General features: G+C 74.4%; 14 protein-coding genes. 10 read left to right on the top strand and 4 right to left on the bottom strand.

Translation table 11 applies throughout. The features are described 5' to 3' along the window. The first annotated feature begins 350 nt into the window (after positions 1-350). The gene (gene glgP, locus ACQYWQ_RS22220; RefSeq protein ID WP_431036899.1) at positions 351-2,990 is read left to right on the top strand and encodes an alpha-glucan family phosphorylase; all 2,640 of its coding nucleotides are present in this window, start codon (positions 351-353) and stop codon (positions 2,988-2,990) included. A 74-nt stretch (positions 2,991-3,064) separates the two neighbouring features. On the opposite strand, the gene ACQYWQ_RS22225 is transcribed toward glgP, so the two are convergent. The 3 genes from ACQYWQ_RS22225 to ACQYWQ_RS22235 form a co-directional block, all read right to left on the bottom strand. Further along, positions 3,065-4,600, bottom strand: a complete 1,536-nt coding sequence (locus ACQYWQ_RS22225) for a M4 family metallopeptidase (RefSeq protein WP_431036901.1) — start codon at positions 4,598-4,600, stop codon at positions 3,065-3,067. A 719-nt stretch (positions 4,601-5,319) separates the two neighbouring features. Continuing rightward, the gene (locus ACQYWQ_RS22230; protein ID WP_431036903.1) at positions 5,320-7,332 is read right to left on the bottom strand and encodes an ABC transporter ATP-binding protein; all 2,013 of its coding nucleotides are present in this window, start codon (positions 7,330-7,332) and stop codon (positions 5,320-5,322) included. Then, entirely contained in the window at positions 7,329-9,173 is a 1,845-nt protein-coding gene (locus ACQYWQ_RS22235) for an ABC transporter ATP-binding protein (RefSeq protein ID WP_431036905.1), read from the bottom strand. The genes ACQYWQ_RS22230 and ACQYWQ_RS22235 overlap by 4 nt, the downstream gene beginning before the upstream one ends. 208 nt (positions 9,174-9,381) lie before the next feature. Between ACQYWQ_RS22235 and ACQYWQ_RS22240 the strand changes: the two genes are divergently transcribed. The 5 genes from ACQYWQ_RS22240 (at position 9,382) to ACQYWQ_RS22260 (ending at position 14,971) form a co-directional block, all read left to right on the top strand. After that, positions 9,382-10,323: an ABC transporter ATP-binding protein gene (locus ACQYWQ_RS22240; RefSeq protein WP_431036907.1), complete on the top strand. Its 942-nt coding sequence runs from the start codon at positions 9,382-9,384 to the stop codon at positions 10,321-10,323. Between the two features lie 188 nt (positions 10,324-10,511). Then, the gene (locus ACQYWQ_RS22245) at positions 10,512-11,258 is read left to right on the top strand and encodes an ABC transporter permease (RefSeq protein ID WP_431036909.1); all 747 of its coding nucleotides are present in this window, start codon (positions 10,512-10,514) and stop codon (positions 11,256-11,258) included. 44 nt (positions 11,259-11,302) lie between these two features. After that, a complete protein-coding gene (locus ACQYWQ_RS22250; RefSeq protein ID WP_431039292.1) occupies positions 11,303-12,604 on the top strand; it encodes a sensor histidine kinase in 1,302 nt (433 codons plus the stop codon). Positions 12,605-12,852: 248 nt separating this feature from the next. Beyond that, positions 12,853-13,494: a response regulator gene (locus ACQYWQ_RS22255; RefSeq protein WP_431039293.1), complete on the top strand. Its 642-nt coding sequence runs from the start codon at positions 12,853-12,855 to the stop codon at positions 13,492-13,494. Between the two features lie 187 nt (positions 13,495-13,681). After that, positions 13,682-14,971: a hypothetical protein gene (locus ACQYWQ_RS22260; protein WP_431036911.1), complete on the top strand. Its 1,290-nt coding sequence runs from the start codon at positions 13,682-13,684 to the stop codon at positions 14,969-14,971. Here the strand turns inward: ACQYWQ_RS22260 and glgX are convergent. Beyond that, on the bottom strand, positions 14,943-17,285 hold the full coding sequence (glgX, locus tag ACQYWQ_RS22265) for a glycogen debranching protein GlgX (protein ID WP_431036913.1): 2,343 nt from the start codon (positions 17,283-17,285) through the stop codon (positions 14,943-14,945). The genes ACQYWQ_RS22260 and glgX overlap by 29 nt on opposite strands. Positions 17,286-17,692: 407 nt before the next feature. On the opposite strand from glgX, the gene ACQYWQ_RS22270 reads away from it, so the two are divergent. From ACQYWQ_RS22270 to ACQYWQ_RS22285, 4 genes are all read left to right on the top strand, one after another. Continuing rightward, the gene (locus ACQYWQ_RS22270; RefSeq protein WP_431036915.1) at positions 17,693-18,946 is read left to right on the top strand and encodes a L,D-transpeptidase; all 1,254 of its coding nucleotides are present in this window, start codon (positions 17,693-17,695) and stop codon (positions 18,944-18,946) included. Positions 18,947-19,102: 156 nt separating this feature from the next. Continuing rightward, complete coding sequence (locus tag ACQYWQ_RS22275; protein WP_431036917.1) at positions 19,103-19,870, top strand: enoyl-CoA hydratase/isomerase family protein; 768 nt, start codon at positions 19,103-19,105, stop codon at positions 19,868-19,870. A gap of 221 nt (positions 19,871-20,091) precedes the next feature. Continuing rightward, positions 20,092-20,694: an ATP-binding protein gene (locus ACQYWQ_RS22280; protein WP_431036919.1), complete on the top strand. Its 603-nt coding sequence runs from the start codon at positions 20,092-20,094 to the stop codon at positions 20,692-20,694. Between the two features lie 73 nt (positions 20,695-20,767). After that, positions 20,768-21,592 (top strand): polysaccharide deacetylase family protein, encoded by an 825-nt coding sequence (locus ACQYWQ_RS22285; RefSeq protein WP_431036921.1) that lies wholly within the window; start codon positions 20,768-20,770, stop codon positions 21,590-21,592. Positions 21,593-21,600 lie beyond the last annotated feature (8 nt).

Genomic DNA, 21,600 nt, shown 5'->3' on the forward strand with positions numbered 1-21,600 from the left:
GCGGAAGCCTTCCCCCGGTATCCGTATGGGCAACCCGGCGGCGTGTTAACTACTCGCTCGTCAACACGGACACGATTCCGGCCACGTCACACGACACCCGGGGGTACGGCCCCGCCTCTCGGATTGTGGCTGGTGAGCGGGGACGCGGCGATTCGGCGGGCGCATTGGAGGGGCGCGGGGAGCGTACGGGCCGATCGCGCGCGCCGTGGTTGGCCGGGCGCACCCCGCGCTAGGGTCGCCGGGAAGCGGCCTTTGTCCCGGTAACGGAGCCGGTGGCAGTCCCGGTGACGGTTCCCGCAGCCGACCGGTGACGGGCCGTCTGTTCAGCTTCCTGACGCGAAGGCGGCAACGTGAAGGCCATCCGACGATTCACCGTGCGTCCCGTACTCGCCGAACCCCTGCGCCCCCTCGACGCGCTCGCCCGCAATCTCCGCTGGTCCTGGCACCCCCCGACGCGTGAGGTGTTCCGCGCCGCCGACCCCGTCCTGTGGGAGGAGACGGGCCAGGACCCGCTGCGGCTGCTCGCCGCGCTCACACAGGACCGGCTCGCCACCCTCGCCGCCGACGAGCGGTACGTGCGGCGCGTCGCCGAGGCGGCCGCCGCGCTGGACACCTACCTCGCCGACGGCCGCTGGTACCAGGAGCAGGACGCGGCGGCACTGCCCCGCGCGGTCGCCTACTTCTCGCCCGAGTTCGGGGTCACCGCCGCGCTCCCGCAGTACTCGGGCGGCCTCGGCATCCTCGCCGGGGACCACCTCAAATCGGCCAGCGACCTCGGCGTCCCGCTCATCGGCGTCGGCCTCCTGTACCGGCACGGCTACTTCCGCCAGTCCCTCTCGCGCGAGGGCTGGCAGCAGGAGACGTACCCCGTGCTCGACCCGGGCGAGCTGCCCCTCAGCCTGCTGCGCGAGGCCGACGGGAGCCCCGCCGAGGTCGCCCTCACGCTCCCCGCCGGGCGCGTCCTGCGGGCGAGGATCTGGCACGCCGCGGTCGGCCGCGTACCGCTCCTGCTCCTCGACTCCGAGGTCGAGGACAACGACCGCGCGGCCCGCGAGGTGACCGACAGGCTCTACGGCGGCGGCAGCGAGCACCGCCTCCACCAGGAAATGCTCCTCGGCATCGGCGGGGTCCGCGCCGTGCGCGCGTACTGCCGCCTCACCGGGCACCCCGAGCCCGAGGTCTTCCACACGAACGAGGGACACGCCGGTTTCCTCGGCCTGGAGCGCGTCCACGAGATCCTGACCGCCGCGCACCCCGGAGGGCCCGATTTCGCCACCGCGCTCGAAGCCGTACGCGCCGGGACCGTCTTCACCACCCACACCCCCGTCCCCGCCGGTATCGACCGCTTCGACGCCGAGCTGATCGCCCGCCACTTCGGGCCGAGCGCCGAACTGCCCGCGCTCGACGTCGACGACGTCCTGCGCCTGGGCCGCGAGACGTACGAGGGCGGGCAGCCGCACCTGTTCAACATGGCGGTCATGGGCCTGCGCCTCGCCCAGCGCGCCAACGGCGTCTCGACCCTGCACGGGCAGGTCAGCCGCGAGATGTTCGCCGGGCTCTGGCCCGGCTTCGACGCCGAGGAGGTGCCCCTCACCTCCGTCACCAACGGCGTGCACGCGGCGACCTGGGTCGCCCCCGAGGTCTTCGCGCTCGGCGCCGGACGCATCGGCGCAGGCCGCGCCGAGGAGGCACTCGCGGTCGGCGGCTCGCCCCGCTGGGACGCCGTCGCCGACATCCCCGACGCGGACATCTGGGGGGTACGGGGGCAGCTGCGCACCCGCCTCGTCGGCGAGGTGCGCCGCCGCCTCGCCGCGTCCTGGCGCCAGCGCGGCGCGGGCACGGCCGAACTCGGCTGGATCGAGGGGGTGCTCGACCCCGATGTCCTCACGATCGGTTTCGCCCGCCGCGTCCCCTCCTACAAACGCCTCACCCTCATGCTCCGCGACCCCGAGCGCCTCACGCGCCTCCTGCTCCACCCCGAGCGCCCCGTGCAGATCGTCGTCGCGGGCAAGGCGCACCCCGCGGACGACGGCGGCAAGCGCCTCGTCCAGGAACTCGTCCGCTTCGCCGACGACCCGCGCGTGCGCCACCGCATCGTCTTCCTGCCCGACTACGGCATGGGCATGGCGCAGACCCTCTACCCCGGCTGCGACGTGTGGCTCAACAACCCGCTGCGGCCCCTGGAGGCCTGCGGCACGAGCGGCATGAAGGCCGCCCTCAACGGCGCGCTCAACCTCTCCGTGCTCGACGGCTGGTGGGACGAGTGGTACGAGCCCGACTTCGGCTGGGCGATCCCCACCGCTGACGGCAGCGCCCACCTCGACGAGGACCGGCGCGACGACCTGGAGTCCGAGGCCCTCTACCGCCTCCTCGAAGAGCGCGTCGCGCCGCGCTTCTACGACCGCGACGCCGAGGGCCTGCCGGGCCGCTGGATCGAGATGGTCCGCCGCACCCTCACGAGCCTGGGCCCCAAAGTCCTCGCGGGACGCATGGTGCGGTCCTACGTGGAGGACCTCTACGCCCCGGCCGCGCGTGCTCACCGCGCCCTCACGCCCGAGGCGGCCGCGGGGCTCGCCGCGTGGAAGACGAAGGTGCGCGGGGCCTGGGGACAGGTCGCGATCGAGCAGCCGGAGACGACCGCGGCGGGCGCGGGCACCGAGTACGGGGCGAGTCTCGGGCTGCGCGTGCACGTCTCGCTCGGGGCGCTCGCGCCCGAGGACGTCGAGGTGCAGGTGGTCTCCGGGCGCGTCGACGCCGACGACCGGATCGGCGAGCCGCACACGGTACCGCTCAAGCCGGTGGGTGCGGGGCCCGATCTGGAAGGCCGCTGGACGTATGAGGGCCCTCTCGCGCTCGACCGCACGGGCAGCTTCGGCTACACGGTGCGCGTCCTGCCCGCCCACCGGCTGCTCGCCTCGCCCGCCGAACTGGGGCTCGTGGCGGTACCCGCCGAGGCGAAGGGGGACGCGGGAGGCGTGCTGATGCGCTGATCCGGCGCACAGAGGCACGGGTGAGGGGCGTTCACCGCGTGAACGCCCCTCACCTCACGTCACTCGCCCCGCGGTCAGCTCACGTTGATGGCCGCCCAGGCCGCGTCCACCGCCGCGTACTCGGTGGAGTCGGTCCCGTACAGGTCCCCGGCGGCGCTGAGCGTCGCCTCGCGGGCGTCCGCGTAGTCCGTCGTCGAGGTCATGTACTCGCTGAGCGCCTTGAACCACACCTGCTCGGCCTTCTCGATGCCGATCCCGGTGACCGTCGAGTCGTCGTACGTCGGCGAGTCGTAGGAGACGCCGTTGACGGTCTTCGCTCCGCTGCCCTCGGACAGCAGGTAGAAGAAGTGGTTCGCCGGGCCCGAGGAGTAGTGGACGTCGGTGTTGCCGAGGTCGGCGGACCAGTAGTCGCGCGAGGCGCCGTCCTTGCTCGGCTCGTCCATGTACCGCAGCGGGCTGCCGTCGCCGTTGATGTCGATCTTCTCGCCGATGAGGTAGTCGCCCGGGTCCTCGTCGGTGTTCGAGTAGAACTCGACGGCGGTCGCCATGATGTCGCTCGTCGCCTCGTTGAGCCCGCCGGACTCGCCGCTGTAGATGAGCCCCGCGGTCGCGGCGGTGACGCCGTGGCTCATCTCGTGCGCGGCGACGTCGAGCGCGGTGAGCGGCGCCGCGTTGCCCGCCCCGTCCCCGTACGTCATGCAGAAGCAGCTGTCCTGCCAGAAGGCGTTGACGTAGTTGTTGCCGTAGTGGACGCGCGAGGTCGCGCCCTTGCCGTCCCCGGCGATCCCGGAGCGGCCGTGCACGTCCTTGTAGTAGTCCCACGTCTCGGCCGCGCCGTAGGCGGCGTCGACGGCGGCGGTCTGCGGGTCGCTCGCCGTGCCGTCGCCCCACTCGTCGTCGTCGTCGGTGAAGAGCGTGCCGGTCCCGGCGGAGCTGTTGCCGAGGTCGTACGTCTTGTGGCCGCCCCGGTCCGCGTCGGTCAGCTCGTAGCCGCCGCCCGAAGCGGGGCTGGTCCCGATCTCGACGTCGCCGTTGTACTCGCTGTGCCCGAGGCCGGTCTCGACGGCGTCCCAGCTCGCGAGGCGCGCGCCGCTCGTCGCGTCGGTGACGGTGTGGGTCTCGCTCGGAGTGCCGTCCTTCTCGACGGACTTCGCGACGGACTCGTAGGCGAGGACGGGGCTGCCGTGGCGGGGCGCCCACACGACCTTCGTGGCGTTCTCGGGCGCCGCCTTGAGCGTCTTCGGGCTCGTGTCGACCTGGAGTTCGGCCTTGCTCGCGCGGTTGACGCCGAGCTGCTTCCCGCCCTTCGCGGTGTGCACGACGAGGTCGCCGCCGAGGACCTTGAGGCCCTGGTACGTGCGGTCGTAGCGGGTGTGGACAGTGCCGTCGCGGTCCTTCACGACGTCCTTGACGTGCAACTCCTCCTGGGCCCCGAGCCCGAGGGTGCGCGCCGTCTCCGCCGTGTCCGCCTTCGCCTCCTTCAGGAGGTCGGCCCGCAGCGAGACGCTCATCGCGAGCGGCGTCGCGGAGGGGGTGCGGTCCGCCGCCGTGGCGGGGGCGCCGAGAGCGCCGGCGAGCAGAGCGGCGGAGGCGACCGCGGTGGCGGACACGAGAGCCGTTCTGGAGAAACGGGAGGTACGGGACGTGCCGGGGTTACGGGACAACGCTGACTCCCAGTCGATTCGTTCCAGTGGGGGGAGCGCGGACCGGTGCCGTGACCGGGCGGGACGCGGCCCGGCGGGTGGTGACCCGAAGGGGCGGCGCCTCGGCGGGGTCGTGCCTCCCGCGGGAGGCGGGCGACGGGCCGCGCGGTGAACTGACGGGTGTGCGGGTGCTGCGGGGCCGGATCGTCCGAGGGCGACCCGACCCCGGGGGGTGGGGGGTGTGGCCGACCGTGGGGGGTGGCGCATCGCCACCTTCGCATCGCGGGGCACCGCGTGTCATGACCACGAGGAGAGCTTGGCCGGAACCGTGTCACCCGCTTGTGGTGGCGGTGGCGGGCGTTCCGCGCGGCGCGCGGGTGCGCCCTGGTTACGCGTCGGTAGCTCAACGAGGCCGGGGGAGCGGTTTCCCCGCACATGCCGGAAGGAGGTTCGCCGGGGCCTGTGCGAGGGCTGTGCGCGGAACTGTCAAGGGCCTGATGGGTACGCGCCGTTGGCTGGAAAGCGGCGGGTGGGGGGCACGGCGACGGAGGGGCGGCCGCCGTACTCGTCCCGCGGGACCGCCGTACTCTCCCGCGGGACCGCCGCACTCGTCCTGCGCGGCCGCCCCCCTTTGCCCGCTCCCGGCGCCCCCGCCGCTCCCGGAGGGCCCCCGCCTCCGCGCGCTGTCAGGCCAGGCTCTCCCGCCATGTCCTGTGGAGCCCGGCGAACGTGCCCGTCCCGGCGATGAGTTGCTCGGGGGAGCCGTCCTCGATGACGCGGCCCTGGCTCATGACGAGGACGCGGTCGGCGATCGCCACGGTGGAGAGGCGGTGGGCGATCACGACGGCCGTGCGGCCGTGGAGGACCGTCTCCATCGCCTCCTGGACCGCGCGTTCGCCCGGGATGTCGAGCGAGCTGGTCGCCTCGTCGAGGATCAGGACGGCCGGGTCGGCGAGCAGGGCGCGGGCGAAGGCGACCAGCTGCCGCTGACCTGCCGAGATGCGGCCGCCCCGCTTGCGTACGTCCGTGTCGTAGCCCTCCGGGAGCGCGGCGATGAACTCGTGCGCCCCGATCGCCTTCGCCGCCTGCTCGATCTCGGCGCGGCCCGCGTCGGGGCGGCCGATCGCGATGTTGTCGGCGATCGTCCCCGAGAAGAGGAACGCCTCCTGCGTCACCATCACGACCCCGCGCCGCAGCTCCGGCATCGGCAGGTCCCGCAGATCGGTCCCGTCGAGCAGCACGCGGCCCTCGGTCGGGTCGTAGAAGCGCGCCAGGAGCTTCGCGAGCGTCGATTTGCCCGCGCCCGTCGAGCCCACGACGGCGACCGTCTGTCCGGCCTCCAGCCGCAGGTCGAAGCGCGGCAGCACCTCGCCGCCCGTGCGGTACGAGAAGGAGACACCGTCGAAGTCGACCTGGCGGCCCGGGAGGTCGGCCCGCGCGGGGGGCAGCTCGCGCGGTACGGCCGGCTCCGGCACGCCCGGTTCCTGCGCGAGCAGCCCGGCGACCTTCTCCAGCGAGGCCGCCGCCGACTGGTAGGCGTTGAGGAACTGGCCGAGCCGGTCGATCGGGTCGTACAGGCGCCGCAGGTACAGCGCCGCCGCCGCGAGTGTGCCGAGCGCGAGCGTCCCGTCCGCGACCCGGTAGGCGTCCCACAGCACGATCGCGGCGATCGTCGTGTTCGCCACGAGCCGCGAGCCGACCACGTACCGCGCCATCTCGATGAGCGCGTCGCCGTTGCTGCGCTCGTGCTTCCTGTTGAGTGCGTCGAACTCCGCGTCGTTGACCGCCTCGCGCCGGAAGGCCCGCACCGGGCGGATGCCGTTCATCGTCTCGCCGAACTTCACGATGACCGAGGCGATCGCCGTCGAACGCCGGGCGAAGACCCGTCCGGCGCGCCGCTGGTAGAGCCGCACGAGCAGGTACAGCGGTACGAAGGACAGCACGGCGAGCGCGCCCGTCCACCCGTCGAGCACGAGCAGCACGAGTGAGATCGACAAGAAGGAGAGGAGTGTGTTGATCAGCTCCTGCAAGCCCTCGTCGAGCAGTTCGCGCAACGACTCGACATCCGTCGTCGCACGCGAGATGAGCCGCCCCGACGTGTACCGCTCGTGGAAGTCCACGCTCAGGATCTGCGCGTGCCGGAAGATCCGCCCGCGCAGATCGAGCAGCACGTCCTGGCTCACGCGGCCCGACAGCTTCGTGTACACGAACTGGAAGACGCCCGAGCCGAGCGCGCACAGCGCGTAGGCCACGCCGAGCGCGATGAGCGGCCCGTAGTCGTTCCGCCGCACCGCGGGGACGCCGTGGTCGATCGCGTACGCGACCAGCAGCGGGCCCGCCTGCATGGCCGCCTGCTGGAGCAGCAGGAAGAGCACCGTACCGGCGACGCGCCCCCGGTGCGGGCGAAGGAGCGCGCCGAGCAGCGCGCGCGTGGCGCCCTCGGCGACGGGCAGATCGTCCTGGTCGAAGGGGTCGGGGGAGGGGGACGTCCCGGCGGGGCGCGCGGGCGCGGGGGCCGGCGGCGCCTGCGTACCCGTGCCCGCGCCCGTACCGGCACCCGTGCCCGCGCCCGTACCGGCACCCGTGCCCGTGCCCGTGCCCGTACCGGTACCCGTGCCCGAGGCCGTCCGGCCTCCTCCTGGCGTGCCCGGATCGGCGAGTGCTTCCTCCGGTTCGCGTTCTTCGGCTCCCGTCGTCATGCCTGTCCCTCCAGGGCCCGGTCCGCGCCTGACATGAGCCAGGCGTACTCGGCGTTCTCGCGCAGCAGTTGATGGTGGGTGCCCACGGCCGTGATCCGGCCGCCCGACAGCAGCGCGACCCGGTCGGCGAGCTGCACCGTCGACGGCCTGTGCGCCACGACGAGCGCCGTCGTGCCCTCCAGGACCCGCCGCAGCGCCGCCTCGACGGCCGCCTCGGTGGCGACGTCGAGTGCCGAGAGCGGGTCGTCGAGCACGAGGAAGGGCGGCGAGCCCACCACCGCGCGGGCGAGCGCGAGCCGCTGCCGCTGCCCGCCCGAGAGGCTCAGCCCCTGCTCGCCCACCTCGGTCCGCTCCGCGTGCGGGAGGTCCTTCACGAAACCGGCCTGCGCCACGTCGAGCGCCCGCGCCAGGTCCTTCGGGCCCGCGTCGGCACCCGCGCCCATCAGCACGTTCTCCGCGATCGAGGCCGAGAAGAGCGTCGGCTCCTCGAAGGCGACGGCGACGAGCGCACGCAGCCGCTCGCGCGGCATCGCCGTGATGTCCTCGCCGTCGAGCGTGATCCGTCCCGCGCTCGGCTCGTAGAGCCGCGGCACGAGGTGCGTCAGCGTCGTCTTGCCGCAGCCCGTGGCGCCCACGAGCGCGACCGTCTCACCCGGCCGCACGTGCAGGTCCACGCCGTCGAGCAGCGCGGGCGAACCGGGCGCCGCGTCCGGGAAGCGGAAGCCGACCCCCTGGAAGCGCAGCCCGTCGCGCTCGCGCGGCGGTCCGCCCCGTACCAGCGCCTTCGCCGCGGGAGCGGGTGCGTCCGCCGTGTCCCCCGCCCGGGCCGGGGCGGGGACGTCCTCCTCCGGCCGCTCGTCCATGACCTCGAAGTACCGCTCCGCCGCTGCCGCGGCCTCCTGGCACATCGCGAGCAGGAAGCCGATCGACTCGACGGGCCAGCGCAGCGCGAGCGCCGTGGACAGGAAGGCGACGAGGGTGCCCGCCGAGAGGTCACCGTCAGCGACCCGGATCGTGCCGAGCACGAGCGCCGTCACGATCGCCAGCTCGGGGAGCGTCGTGATGACGCCCCAGATCCACGCGAGCAGATGCGCCTTGCGCAGCTCCGTGGCCCGCAGCTCCTTGGCCCGCGCGCGAAAGACGCGCGCCTGACTGCGGTGCCGGCCGAAGCCCTTCACGACGCGGATACCGAGGACGCTCTCCTCGACGAGCGTCGTGACGTCCCCGATCTGGTCCTGCGCCCGGCGCGCGGCGATGCTGTACCTGCGCTCGAAGTACGTGCACAGCGGGACCAGCGGCGCGACGGGGACGAGCAGCAGCAGTCCCAGCCCCCAGTCCTGGATCACCAGGATCACCACGCCGACCACGATCGTCACGCCGTTGACCAGCAGGAAGGTGAGCGGGAAGGCGAGGAACAGGCGCAGCATCATGAGGTCGGTCGTCGCGCGCGACAGCAACTGGCCCGAGGCCCAGCGGTCGTGGAAGGAGGTGGGCAGCCGCTGGAGACGCCCGAAGAGGTCCCGCCGCAACTCCGCCTCGACCCCCGCGAGCGGTCGCGCCACGAGCCAGCGCCGGAACCCGAAGAGCACCGCCTCGGCGATCCCGAGCAGCAGCAGCCCGAGCGCCCCGAGCCACACCCCGCCCGGGTCGTGGTCGGCGACGGGGCCGTCCACGATCGCCTTGAGCACGAGTGGCACGACGAGGCCGACGCACGAGGCGAGCACCGCGATGACCGCGGCGGTCGCGATCCGGGCCCGCACCGGTCTGACGTACGGCCACAGGCGCGCCAGGGTCCGCGCCGCCGAGCGGCCCTTGGGGGAGTCGGGAAGTTCTGCTGTCACATCGGCGAGGTTACGTTCCGCCACTGACAATGCCCACCGGGTTTCCCTGTACGCCCCAAGTACGCCCCCACCATTCGGCCACGGCACGGCGGTTCGGCCGCCCCGCGGCTCCGGGGACCCGTCGCGGGGACACCCTCAGCCGATCGGATGATGGCCCCTGGCGAACTGGCCGATACCGAGCGGCCGTCCGCCGCGCGAGCCTGGTGCCATGACCGCACACCCGGGCCCGGCAGGCCCCGCCACGGGCTCGGCGCCCGTCCTCGTCGACGTTCATGACCTGCGCAAGAGCTACGAGGGCCGCACCGTCGTCGACGGCGTCTCCTTCCGCGTGCACGAGGGGGAGGTCTTCGGGGTCCTCGGCCCCAACAGCGCGGGGAAGACGACGACCGTCGAGTGCGTCGCCGGACTGCGCGCCCCCGACAGCGGCACCGTCCGCGTCGCGGGACTCGATCCGCGCGCCGAACACCCCGCGGTGAGCCGCCTCCTGGGCGTACAGCTCCAGGAGAGCGCCCTCCCGCCGAAGATCACTGTGCGTGAGGCCCTGGTGCTCTACGCCTCCTTCCACCCCGAGCCCGCCGACTGGCGCGCCCTCGCGGAGCGGCTCGGGCTGGGCGCACGCCTCGACGCACGCTGGGGGAAGCTCTCGGGCGGGCAGAAGCAGCGCCTCTCGATCGCCCTCGCCCTCGTCGGCCGCCCCCGCGTCCTCCTCCTCGACGAACTCACCACCGGCCTCGACCCCCGCGCACGGCGCGAGACCTGGGAACTCGTCGAGGAGATCCGCGACAGCGGCGTCACCGTCCTCCTGGTCACGCACTTCATGGAGGAGGCCCAGCGCCTGTGCGACCGGGTCGCCGTGATCGACGGCGGGCGGGTACGGGCCCTCGACACCCCGGCCCGGCTCGTGCGGGCCACGAGCGTCACCACCGTCGCCTCCTTCACGCCCTCGGTCCCGCCCGACCGCGCCGCCGTCGAGGCACTGCCCGGCACGGCGGCGGTACGGGTGCGGGGCGAGCGCTGGACCGTCGAGGGCACCGACGAGACGGTGCAGGCCCTCCTCTCGCTCCTGGCGCGCGCGGCGATCACGGCCCACGGGCTGCGCGTGACGGACGCGGGCCTGGACAGCGCCTACCTCGATCTCACGGGCGCCTGACGCCCGGCCCCGCGCCCCGCCGCTTCCGCCGCCACACCGCCCCGCCATCCGGCGCCTCCGCCCCCCCTGCCCGTCCCGCCCCTGCCCGTCCGCCACCCTGCCGTTCCCGCCGCCACACCGCCCCGCCGCTTCCCGCGCGCCCGCGCAAGGCCGCCCCCACCCCGTACCTCCGAAGGAGCCCCAGCCCCATGCCCACGCGCGCCACCGCCACCGTCCTGCGCACCGAGACGCGCCTCTTCCTGCGCGAACCCGCGGGGAACTTCTGGACCCTCCTCTTCCCCACCCTCCTCCTCACGATCCTGGGCCTCGTCCCCTCCTTCCGCACCTCTCAGGACGGCCTCGGCGGCCTGCGGGTCATCGACCTCTACGTCCCGGTCGCCGTCCTGCTCGCCCTCGTCACGAGCGGGCTCCAGGTCATGCCGGGCGTCCTCGGCATGTACCGCGAGCGCGGCATCCTGCGCCGCCTCGCCACGACGCCCGTGAGCCCGGCGACGCTCCTCGGCGCGCAACTCGTCGTGCACGCCGTCGCCGCGCTCGTCTCGGTGTGCCTCGCGCTCACCGTCGGCCGCCTCGCCTTCGGCGTCGCGCTGCCGCGGCAGCCGGGCGGTTACGTCCTCGCGCTGCTCCTCGTGGTCCTCGCCGCGCTCGCCCTCGGCTGCGTCGTCACCTCCGTCTCCTCGAACATCAAGGTGACGCAGGCGGTCGGCTCGGCGGTCTACTTCCCCGCGATGTTCTGCTCCGGCGTCTGGCTCCCCGTCGCGGCGATGCCCGACGCCCTGCGCCGCGTCGTGACGTACACGCCCTTCGGCGCGGGCGCCCGCGCCCTCGACCAGGCGGCAGCGGGCCACTTCCCCGCCTGGAGCCACCTCGGCGTCCTCGTCCTGTGGTCTGTACTGCTCCTCGTGGGAGCCGTACGTTTCTTCCGGTGGGAGTGAACGAGGTGCCCGTACCGGGGGCGAAGGCGGCGGCCGCTGCCGGGATGCCCGCGCACCGCTCCGCCACGGCGACCCTCGACCGGCGGTGGGACGCCTTCCACCGCTGGGGTCCGCTCGCGCTGCTCGCCGTGAGTCTCGGCGCCTCCGTGCTCACCGCCGACGCGATCATGAGCGAAGGGGACCTGCGGGCGCTCCCCTGGCTCGCGGGCGGCGCCGGGCTCCTGGAGGCGTGGGCGCTGTGGGCGCGCCCCGCGCGGGGGCCCGCGGGGATCGCGTACTACTTCCTGCGCTGGGCGCTCTCCTTCGCTCTCACGTGGTGCAACCCCTTCCTCTCCGCCTACGCCGTCATCGGCTACTTCGGCGCCTTCCGCTACCTCCCCGGGCGGCTCCCCTACGGGGGCATGCTGCTCACCGCCGTCGTGATGGCCGGTTCCAACTCCGGCGGATTCCCGCTCGGTTCGTGGGGGATCGCCGCCTTCCCCGTGATGTACGCGCTGCACGCCGGGCTCTGCGCGGTGTTCTGGCACCTCAGCATCACCGAGGAGCGGCGCGCCCGCGTGCAGCGCGAGACCATCGACGCGCTGGAGGAGACGAACGAGCGGCTCGCCGCCGCGCTCGCCGAGAACGCGGGCCTCCAGGCGCAGTTGCTCGTGCAGGCGCGCGAGGCGGGCGTCGCGGACGAGCGGCGGCGGCTGGCGGCCGAGATCCACGACACCCTGGCGCAAGGGCTGACCGGTGTCATCACCCAGCTCCAGGCCGCGACGGCGACCGCCGACCGGGCGGCGGCCCGTGCCCACATCGATCGTGCCGCCGCGCTCGCCAGGCACGGGCTCGGCGAGGCCCGCCGCTCCGTGCAGGACCTCGCCCCCGCCGCCCTGGAGCACGACGGGCTCTGCGAGGCGCTGACCAAGACGGTGCGCTCGTGGGCGGCGCGGACCGGCATCGAGGCGGTGTGCACGGTGACCGGCACGCCCGTGCCGCTGCGCGGCGACATGGAGGCGACGCTGTTGCGGATCACGGAGGAGGCCCTCGCCAACGCGGCCCGCCACTCGGGCGCGGCCCGCCTCGGGGTCACACTCTCCTTCATGGACACGGAACTCGCCCTCGACGTACGCGACGACGGCAAGGGCTTCGACCCCTCGGGGCCGCCCCGCGGCCCGGACCACACGGGTGGCTACGGCCTCGCCGCGATGCGCTCCCGCGCGGAGCGCCTCGGCGGAACGCTCGCGGTGGAGTCGGAACCGGGCGGCGGAACGGCGATCTCGGCACGGGTGCCGGTGCCGGTGCCGGTGCTTGCGCCTGCGCCGGTAGCCGCGCCCGTGCCGGGGAGGGACGCGGGGCAGTGAGGCCGGTGGGAAAAGCGGGGGAGCGGGCTGTGGGGACGGACACGGTACGAAGCGCGGACGGCGCGGACGGCGCGGACGGCGCGGACGGCGCGGACGGCGCGGACGGCGCGGACGGTACGCACAGCACGCACGGCGCGGACGGTACGCACAGCACGCACAGCACGCACAGCACGCACAGCACGCACGGCGCGAGCGGTGCGGACGGCGCGAGCGGTGCGGACGGGGACGGCGCCCCGCTCACGCTCCTCATCGCCGACGACCACCCCGTCGTCAGGGACGGGCTGCGCGGCATGTTCGCCGGGGACTCCGGCTTCCTGGTCGTGGGCGAGGCGGCCGGGGGGCGCGAGGCCGTGGAGCGGGCGCTCGCGCTCGACCCCGACGTCGTGCTCATGGACCTGCGCATGCCCGAGGGCGGCGGTGTCGCCGCCATCGCCGCCTTGCGGGCCCGCGGCGCCAGGGCCCGCGTCCTCGTCCTCACCACGTACGACAGCGACACCGACACGCTGCCCGCCATCGAGGCGGGCGCGACGGGCTACCTGCTCAAGGACGCCCCGCGCGAGGAGCTGTTCGCCGCGGTACGGGCCACAGCCGCAGGGCGCAGCGTGCTCTCGCCCGCCGTCGCCTCACGCCTCGTGACCTCGCTGCGCGCGCCCCGTACCGAGGGGGCCCCGCCCCGTACCGCCCTCTCGGCCCGCGAACGCGAAGTCCTCGTGCTCGTCGCGCGCGGCACCCCGAACCGCGAGATCGCCCGCGCCCTCTTCCTCAGCGAGGCCACCGTCAAGACCCATCTCACGCACCTCTACGCCAAACTCGGCGTCGCCGACCGTGCCGCCGCCGTCGCGGCGGGCTACGAGCGCGGCATCCTCGGGACGGGGCGCGCGGGCGAGTGACGGCGCCGGGGGAGCGACGCCCTCCCGGAGTGCGGGACGCGGGGCCCGCTCCGCTTCCCCCGCCCCGTAGGATTCACCCCCAGGACACCCCCGCGCCCCGTACCGGTGACGCGCGGGAGCCCGGGTGGGGCGTCCCGGGCGGGGTCCTTCCCCGGCGGAATCACGGAGCGGAGCGGAGGCGGCGGCCATGCGGCGTGTGGTGCGAGTGGCCGGGAGCGGCCTTGCGCTCGCCGGGGTGCTCGGCGGGCTGAGTGCCTGCGACAGCCCCTTCGACGACGGGCACGCCGTCTTCGGGAAGCCGCTCGCCCAGCAGCTCAAGGCCGCCTCACGGGCGAGCCAGGAAGGGCTCACCGCCCGCTTCACCGCGCGCCTCGACTACGGCGGTACGGGCACGAAGGCCACCGACGTCGTCGCGGGCACGCTCGACTGGGACCAGGACGTCGCCCGCGCCGAGCGCGCCGTCCACGTGCCCGCGCCGCTCGCCGCTGCCGACGCGAGCGTCATCGGCGGGCGCGAGGGGCGCCGCGACGTGCGGCAGACGTACGCGGTACGCGGCCACGGCAGCGTGTACGTCGCCGTCGACGGCAAGCAGGGCCGCACCTGGGTGCGCTTCACGCCCGCCGAGCGCGAGAAGCGCGGCCTCAACGGCGACAGCGACCTCAACCGCCTCAACGGCGCCGTCCTGCCCTACGGCGGCACCCTCGCCGAGGTCCTGCCCTACGCGAAGCCCGCCAAGGAGCCCGTCCACCTCTCGGGCGGCGGCCGCCGCTACACCGCGAGGGTGCCTGCCGCGCACGCCCCCGACGTGCTGCCCGCCGACCTCGCCCGCCCCCTGCGCCAGGCCGAACGCCTCGGGCACGCCAAGGGCTTCACCGTCACCGTCACGACCGACGGCAAGGGCCGCGTCGTCACGATGACCGCCGACCTCGCACCGCTGCTCGCCCCGCTGCACGCGCAGGGCCTCCTGAGCGACGTCACGACGCTCCGCTCGGAGCTGCGCCTGAGCCGCTACGGACGCTGGCAGCGCGAGGACTTCCCCGGCGCGCACCGCCTCGTCACCTCGACGGAGACCGTCCGCACGGCGCGCGGCCTCCGGCCCGGCGCCTGCGCCGACACGCAGCTCCTCGGCCTCGGCCGCCGCGCCCTCGTCCCCGTCGACTGCGCGGACCCGCACGACCTGTGGAAGTTCCCGAGCGGCACGTACACGCGCACCCTCCACAGCGTCGACGGGCTCGACGGCCTCCCGCTCGCCGCCTGCCGCGCCGGACTCGCCGCCGCCGAGCCGGTCAACGGGGCGCCGGACCCGAAGACGCTCACCGTGACCCGCGACGGCCTGCGCTACGCGGTCGTCGGCACCGACGGCAAGCCCAGGCAGTGGCGCGGGACGCCGCCCGCGCGGCTCCCGAAGAACACGGAGCTGCGCGTCGACGGCGACGCCTCGTGCCTCGTCACGACCGCGTACGAACCGCTCGCGTAACCGCGGCGTCGGGCTCCTGCTCCCGCACCCGCAGCACCACCACCGACCGCCCCGCCACCGGCACCGTCGCGCCCGCGGCGTGCACCGTCCCCGGGGCCGTCTCCTGCTCCTCGGCCGCCGTGTCGACCACGACCTCGTACGCCGCCGCCCACGGCGGGCCCGGCAGCGTCAGCCCGACGGGCTCGGGGTCCGCGTGGAAGAACAGCAGGAAGCTGTCGTCCACGACGGGCGCGCCCCCGGCGTCGCGCTCCGGCAGGTCGCGGCCCGAGAGGTACATGCCGAGGCTGCGGCCCGGCGCGTACCAGTCGTCCTCGGTCAGCTCCTCGCCGCGCGCCGTGAACCACGCGACGTCGCGCCGCCCGTCGGCGAAGAGCGCGCGGCCCGTGAAGAAGGACCGCCTGCGCAGCACCGGGTGCGCGCGGCGCAGCGCGACGAGCCGCGCGACGAGCGCGCACTGCGCGCGCCACTCGGGCGCGTCCAGGAGTGACCAGTCGAGCCAGCCGATGTCGTTGTCCTGGCAGTACGCGTTGTTGTTGCCGCCCTGGGTGCGCCCCAGTTCGTCACCGGCGACGAGCATCGGGACGCCCGTCGCGAGGAGCAGCGTCGTGAGGTGGTTGCGCAGCTGGCGCCGCCGCAGCGCGCGGATGCCCGCGTCCTCCGTCTCGCCCTCGGCGCCGTGGTTCCAGGAGCGGTTGCCGTCCGTGCCGTCCCTGTTGTCCTCGCCGTTCGCCTCGTTGTGCTTGTGGTCGTAACTCACGAGGTCGCGCAGCGTGAAACCGTCGTGCGCCGTCACGAAGTTGACGCTCGCCTGCGGACTGCGCCCGCTCCACGCGTACAGGTCGCTCGACCCGGAGAGCCGGTAGCCGAGGTCGCGTACGTCGGGCAGCGCCCCGCGCCAGAAGTCCCTGGCCGCGTCCCTGAAGCGGTCGTTCCACTCCGCCCACAGCGGCGGGAAGGCGCCCACCTGGTAGCCGCCCGAGCCCACGTCCCACGGCTCGGCGATGAGCTTGACGCGGCGCAGCACCGGGTCCTGCGCGATGACGGCGAGGAAGGGCGCGAGCATGTCGAAGCGCTGCTCCTCGCCGTCGCTGCCCGCCCGCGCGAGCGCGGCGGCGAGGTCGAAGCGGAAGCCGTCGACGCCCATCTCGCCGACCCAGTACCGCAGCGAGTCCGTGAGCAGGCGCAGGACGTGCGGCTGCACGACGTTCAGCGTGTTGCCGCAGCCCGTGAAGTCGCGGTAGCGGCGCGCGTCCTCCGTGAGCCGGTAGTAGCCCCGGTTGTCGATGCCGCGCAGCGAGAGCGTCGGCCCGCGCTCGTCGGCCTCGGCGGTGTGGTTGTAGACGACGTCGAGGATGACCTCGATCCCCGCGGCGTGCAGTGCGCGCACCATGTCGCGGAACTCGCCGACCTGCTCGCCGCGCGTCCCGCGCGAGGCGTACGCGGCGTGCGGCGCGAAGTAGCCGATGGAGTTGTAGCCCCAGTAGTTGGTGAGGCCGCGCCGGAGCAGGTGGTCCTCGTGCGCGAACTGGTGCACCGGCAGCAGTTCGACAGCCGTCACGCCGAGCCGCTTGAGGTGCGCGAGCGCGGCCGGGTGCGCGAGGCCCGCGTACGTCCCGCGCAGGTGCGCGGGGATGCCGGGGTGCCGCATCGTGAAGCCCTTGACGTGCACTTCGTAGAGCACCGTGTCCGCCCACGGCGTCTTCGGCCTGCGGTCGTCGATCCACTCGGCGGCGGGGGACTCGTCGTGCACGACGACGCCCTTGGGGACGTACGGGGCCGAGTCGCGGTCGTCGCGCACGGTGTCGGCGAGGTGCTGCTCGGGCCAGTCGCGTACGTGCCCGTAGACCTCGGGCGGCAGCGTGAAGTCGCCGTCCACGGCGCGCGCGTACGGGTCGAGCAGGAGCTTCGCCGGGTTCCAGCGCGCGCCCGTCCACGGGTCCCAGCGGCCGTGGACCCGGTAGCCGTACCGCGTGCCCGGTGCGACGCCGGGCACGAAGCCGTGCCAGATCTGGTCCGAGCACTCGGCGAGCCGCACGCGCCGCTCGCTGCCGTCCTCGGCGAACAGGCACACCTCGACGGCCTCGGCGCCGCCCGCCCACAGCGCGAAGTTGGTGCCCGTGCGCCCCTCGGGGCCCCGGTGCCGGCGCGCTCCCAGCGGCGTCGGGGCGCCGGGCCGGGCGACGTCGCGGGCGAGTGCCGCGGGCCGCGCGGGGCGCGGGGGCGGGCCGTGCCCCGCGCCGGTCGTGGGCGGCGGTCCGGGGTCCGTCCCGTCCCCGCGGGCCCCGGTCTCCTCCTGCTCGGCTGCGCTCGTCACTTCCGGCCTCCTGGCGGCTCCGGGGACGCGGATGCCGCGCGACGCAGGGGCACGTGGCGCGTGGTGTGCCCGCGGTACGGCGTGCGGGGGCGCCCCCGGCCGCAGGCAGGGGGCGCGTTCCGGCCGTGGCTCGGCGGCTTCGTCCCACCCCTGTTCTTCCCCTCCCCGGCGCTTCGCTCACGTTTCCCCTTCGCGACGCGGGGCGTTCGCCCCGGCTCCGGCCCCCGCGCGGGGCGGGCTCAGGGACGCCCTTCGGGAAGAGCGCAGGTGGGGGGCGGGAGTTGGAACGCAACGGTGACAAACGCGGGGGTCTCGCCCGTCCGGGGGTGTGGTTATCTGACTGTGCGGATCGAACGCGGGGGGCGCACAGGCGGTCCCCGCGCGTGTGTGCGAGGGGAGACACGGGAGTGAGCGGGCGACCGACGGGGTACGCGGGTGCGGGCTGGCTGCGGGGGAGCGGTGGCGGGGCGCGGGGCCTCGGCGCGCTGCTGCTCGGGGTGCTCCTGCTGCTCGTGACGGCGTGCAGTGGGGGCGGCGACGGGGACAGCGCGGGCACGGAGGGCAAGAGCGGCGGCCGGGTCAGGCCGAGCCCGACCCTGTCGCAGGCGGTCGTGACGGTCGCGCCGAAGGACGGCGCGAAGAACGTGGACACGAGCGGCGCCCTGAAGATCACCGCGAGCAAGGGGAAGCTCACGGAGGTCAAGGTCGCCGACGCCAAGGGCACCGAGGTGGCGGGCGAGATCGTCGGGGGCGGCGCGGCCTGGAAGCCGAAGCTGCACCTGGCCGCTTCGACCACGTACAAGGTGCACGCCGTCGCGAAGGACGCGCACGGCCGCGCGTCGGCGAAGGACACGACGTTCACGACGCTCGTGCCCAAGAACACCTTCATCGGCCGCTTCACGCCCGAGGACGGCTCGACCGTCGGCGTCGGCATGCCCGTCTCGCTCACCTTCTCGCGCGGCATCACCGACCCGAAGGCCGTCGAGCGCGGCATCGAGGTCACGTCCGAGCCCGAGGTCGAGATCCGCCACAAGTGGTACGGCAACGACCGGCTCGACTTCCGCCCCGAGAAGTACTGGGCGCCCGGCACGAAGGTCACGCTCACGCTCGCGCTCGACGGTGTCGAGGGCCGCCCGGGGGTCTACGGCAAGCAGGCCAAGACGGTGCGCTTCACGATCGGCCGCAACCAGGTCTCCTACGTCGACGCGCGCGCCCACACGATGCGCGTGACCCGCGACGGCAAGACGGTCAAGAACATCCCGATCACGGCGGGCGCCCCCAGCAGCACGACGTACAACGGGCAGATGGTCATCAGCGAGAAGTACCCGGTGACCCGCATGAACGGTGACACGGTCGGCTACGGCGGCGAGTACGACATCCCCGACGTCCCGCACGCCATGCGCCTGTCCACATCGGGCACCTTCGCGCACGGCAACTACTGGGCCGGGCCCGGCGTCTTCGGCCACCAGAACGCGAGCCACGGCTGCGTCGGGCTGCGCGACGTGCGCGGCGGCGGCGACCCCTCGACGCCCGCGGCCTGGTTCTACAACCACTCGCTCCTCGGCGACGTCGTCGTCGTCTCGCACTCCGACGACAAGCAGATCCAGTGGTGGAACGGCCTCAACGGCTGGAATCTGCCGTGGGACCAGTGGGAGAGCTGAGTTCGGCCGCCGCGGCGGTACGGGGACGGGGCGGCGCCTCGCGCGGGCGGCGCCCCGTCCCCGTACGGCGGGTCCCCCGCCGCGTACCGCGCCCCGTCCCGCCCCTGTGGCAAAGCGCACGTCCGCGCCCGTGACCTCGGCACATAAGGTGCAGGCATGACTGTGCTCTTCGACGTCGACGAAGGTGTCGCCACCCTCAGCATCGACCGGCCCCCCATGAACGCGCTCAACGTCGCCGTGCAGGACCGCCTGCACGAGCTGGCCGGTGAGATCACCCGCAGGGACGACGTGCGGGCCGTCGTGATCCGGGGCAGCGAGAAGGTCTTCGCCGCCGGGGCCGACATCAAGGAGATGCGCGACATGAGCCACAAGGACATGGTCCTGCGCTCGCGCGCCCTACAGGAGGCGTTCACCGCCGTCGCGCGCATCCCCCAGCCCGTCGTCGCGGCCGTCACCGGCTACGCGCTCGGCGGCGGTTGCGAACTGGCGCTGTGCGCCGACCACCGCGTCGCGGCCGAGAACGCCAAGCTCGGGCAGCCGGAGATCCTCCTCGGCCTCATCCCCGGCGCGGGCGGTACGCAGCGGCTCGCGCGCCTCGTCGGTCCCTCGCGCGCCAAGGACCTCATCTTCACCGGGCGGCAGGTCCGCGCGGACGAGGCGCTGCGGATCGGGCTCGTGGACCAGGTCGTGCCCGCCGAGGAGGTCTTCGCCGCCGCGCACGCGTGGGCGGCGAAGCTCGCCAAGGGCCCGGCGCTCGCGCTGCGCGCGGCGAAGGAGGCCGTCGACGGCGGCCTGGAGACGGACATCGACACCGGGCTCGCACTCGAACGCACATGGTTCGCCGGGCTGTTCGCGACCGAGGACCGCGAGACCGGGATGCGGAGCTTCGTCGAGGACGGGCCGGGCAAGGCGCAGTTCGGCTGAGCCGGTCCCAGGCCGCGCAGCCTCCGGCGCCGCCGCCCCGGGCGCTTCCGCGTCCGCCACCGCCCCGGGAGCGCAGGGGCGCGCACGCCCCGCGTGCGACGTCTTATGTCCGCCTTAAGTGAACCTTAAGAAACGGTGCGCACCCGGGGCGTGATCACTCGCCCGCACAGCGTCATCACCCCCGGTGACCCCCGCCGGAGCTTTCCTTTTGCCTTCGGCATATGCCGAACGTGGTCTTCACGAGCCGCCCGGGGCTCCGTCATATTCCGCGGGAACGCGCCCGCGTACGGCTGGGGAGCGCCATCATGGGGGGCATGGCGGGGCTGGAGGGCACAGAGCACACGCGGCGGGCCGAGCAGGCAGGGGCCGCGGCACGGTGGACGCCGGGCGCGAAGGACGAGCGCGCCCTGGCGGCCTTGGACGCGCACGGGAATCCGGCGGAGTCGGAGATCCGGGTCGCCGCGACTCCCGAGTCGGGAGGCGAGCTGCGCCGCCTCGCCGCGCTCGTGGTCACGGAGGAGTGGCGGTTGTCCCCGGCACTTGCCGAGACCACGGCGCTCCTCGTCTCGGAGCTGCTCGGCAACGCGGTACGGCACGCGGGCGCGCGCTCCTTCGGGCTCCGCATGACCCGCAGGCCCGGGCGCATCCGCGTCGAGTTCCGCGACCCCTCACGGGCCCTGCCCTGCGTCATGCCGTCCTTCGGCCAGGCCGTCACGAGCGGGTACGGGCTCGCGCTCGTCGAACGGCTCAGTGAGCGCTGGGGCGTGGACCTGCTGCCCGTCGGCAAGAAGACGTGGTTCGAGCTGCGCGTGACGGACCGCTGAGACGCCTCGCCCGCGCGGGTGGGTGCCTCGTGTCGCTCCCACCTCCCTCGTATACGGCAGATTGAATGCCGATATGACCAATGATCCGGGGCGTCGTGCCGTGCTGCGCGCGGGCGCCGCGCTCTCCGCCCTCCCCCTGGCCCCCGCGCTGCTCGGCGGCTGCTCGGCACCGGAGGCCTCCCCGGCCACCGGTACGGGGCCGGGCGCCGAGCCCGCCCCCGTGGCGGCCCAGCCCCTCGCGATCACCCCGGCCCGCCGCGCGCCCCTGCGCATCCCCGGCGCCCCCGCCCAGCTCACCCACGGACCGCGCACCGGCACGCGGCTCGCGCTCACCTTCAACGCCGAGCCGGGCAGCGACCCCGCCGTGGCCGCGCGCACCCTCGACGTGCTCCGCGACCGGGGGGTACGCGTCACCGTCCTCGCCGTCGGCACGTGGCTCGCCGCCGCACCCGCCCTCGCGCGCCGCCTCATCGACGAAGGCCACGAACTCGGCAACCACACCGAGCACCACAGGGACCTGAGCCTGCTCCCCGACGCGGACCTCCGCGCCGAGATCGAGCGGTGCGCCCACCGCCTGTACCGCCTCGGCGGCGGCATCGGCCCGTGGCTGCGCTCCCCGCGCCACCGCGAGTCGGACCCCCGCGTCGTACGCGCCGCCCAGCGCGCCGGATACCCCCATCTCCTCGCCTACGACACCGACCCCGTCGACTGGCGCGACCCCGCGGCCGCCACGATCCGCGCCCGCGTCCTGGCCGCCGCCCGCGCGGGGAGCATCGTCACCCTCCACCTCGGCCGCCCCCGTACCCTCCAGGCTCTCCCCGCCCTCCTCGGCGCGCTCGGCGACCGCACGCTCCAGCCGGTCCCCGCGGGCGAACTCCTGCGACCGCGCCCCACCTGACGCCCCGC

Origin of the sequence: Streptomyces sp. P6-2-1 (genome assembly GCF_050613165.1) — a bacterium.
Classification (GTDB): Bacteria; Actinomycetota; Actinomycetes; order Streptomycetales; family Streptomycetaceae; genus Streptomyces.

Excerpts from the sequence above, each read along its gene's own strand:
- ACQYWQ_RS22230 (WP_431036903.1), bottom strand. The coding sequence starts at position 7,332 with ATGACGACGGGAGCCGAAGAACGCGAACCGGAGGAAGCACTCGCCGAT.
- ACQYWQ_RS22240 (WP_431036907.1), top strand. The coding sequence starts at position 9,382 with ATGACCGCACACCCGGGCCCGGCAGGCCCCGCCACGGGCTCGGCGCCC.
- ACQYWQ_RS22245 (WP_431036909.1), top strand. The coding sequence starts at position 10,512 with ATGCCCACGCGCGCCACCGCCACCGTCCTGCGCACCGAGACGCGCCTC.
- ACQYWQ_RS22250 (WP_431039292.1), top strand. The coding sequence starts at position 11,303 with ATGCCCGCGCACCGCTCCGCCACGGCGACCCTCGACCGGCGGTGGGAC.
- ACQYWQ_RS22260 (WP_431036911.1), top strand. The coding sequence starts at position 13,682 with ATGCGGCGTGTGGTGCGAGTGGCCGGGAGCGGCCTTGCGCTCGCCGGG.
- ACQYWQ_RS22275 (WP_431036917.1), top strand. The coding sequence starts at position 19,103 with ATGACTGTGCTCTTCGACGTCGACGAAGGTGTCGCCACCCTCAGCATC.
- ACQYWQ_RS22280 (WP_431036919.1), top strand. The coding sequence starts at position 20,092 with ATGCCGAACGTGGTCTTCACGAGCCGCCCGGGGCTCCGTCATATTCCG.
- ACQYWQ_RS22285 (WP_431036921.1), top strand. The coding sequence starts at position 20,768 with ATGACCAATGATCCGGGGCGTCGTGCCGTGCTGCGCGCGGGCGCCGCG.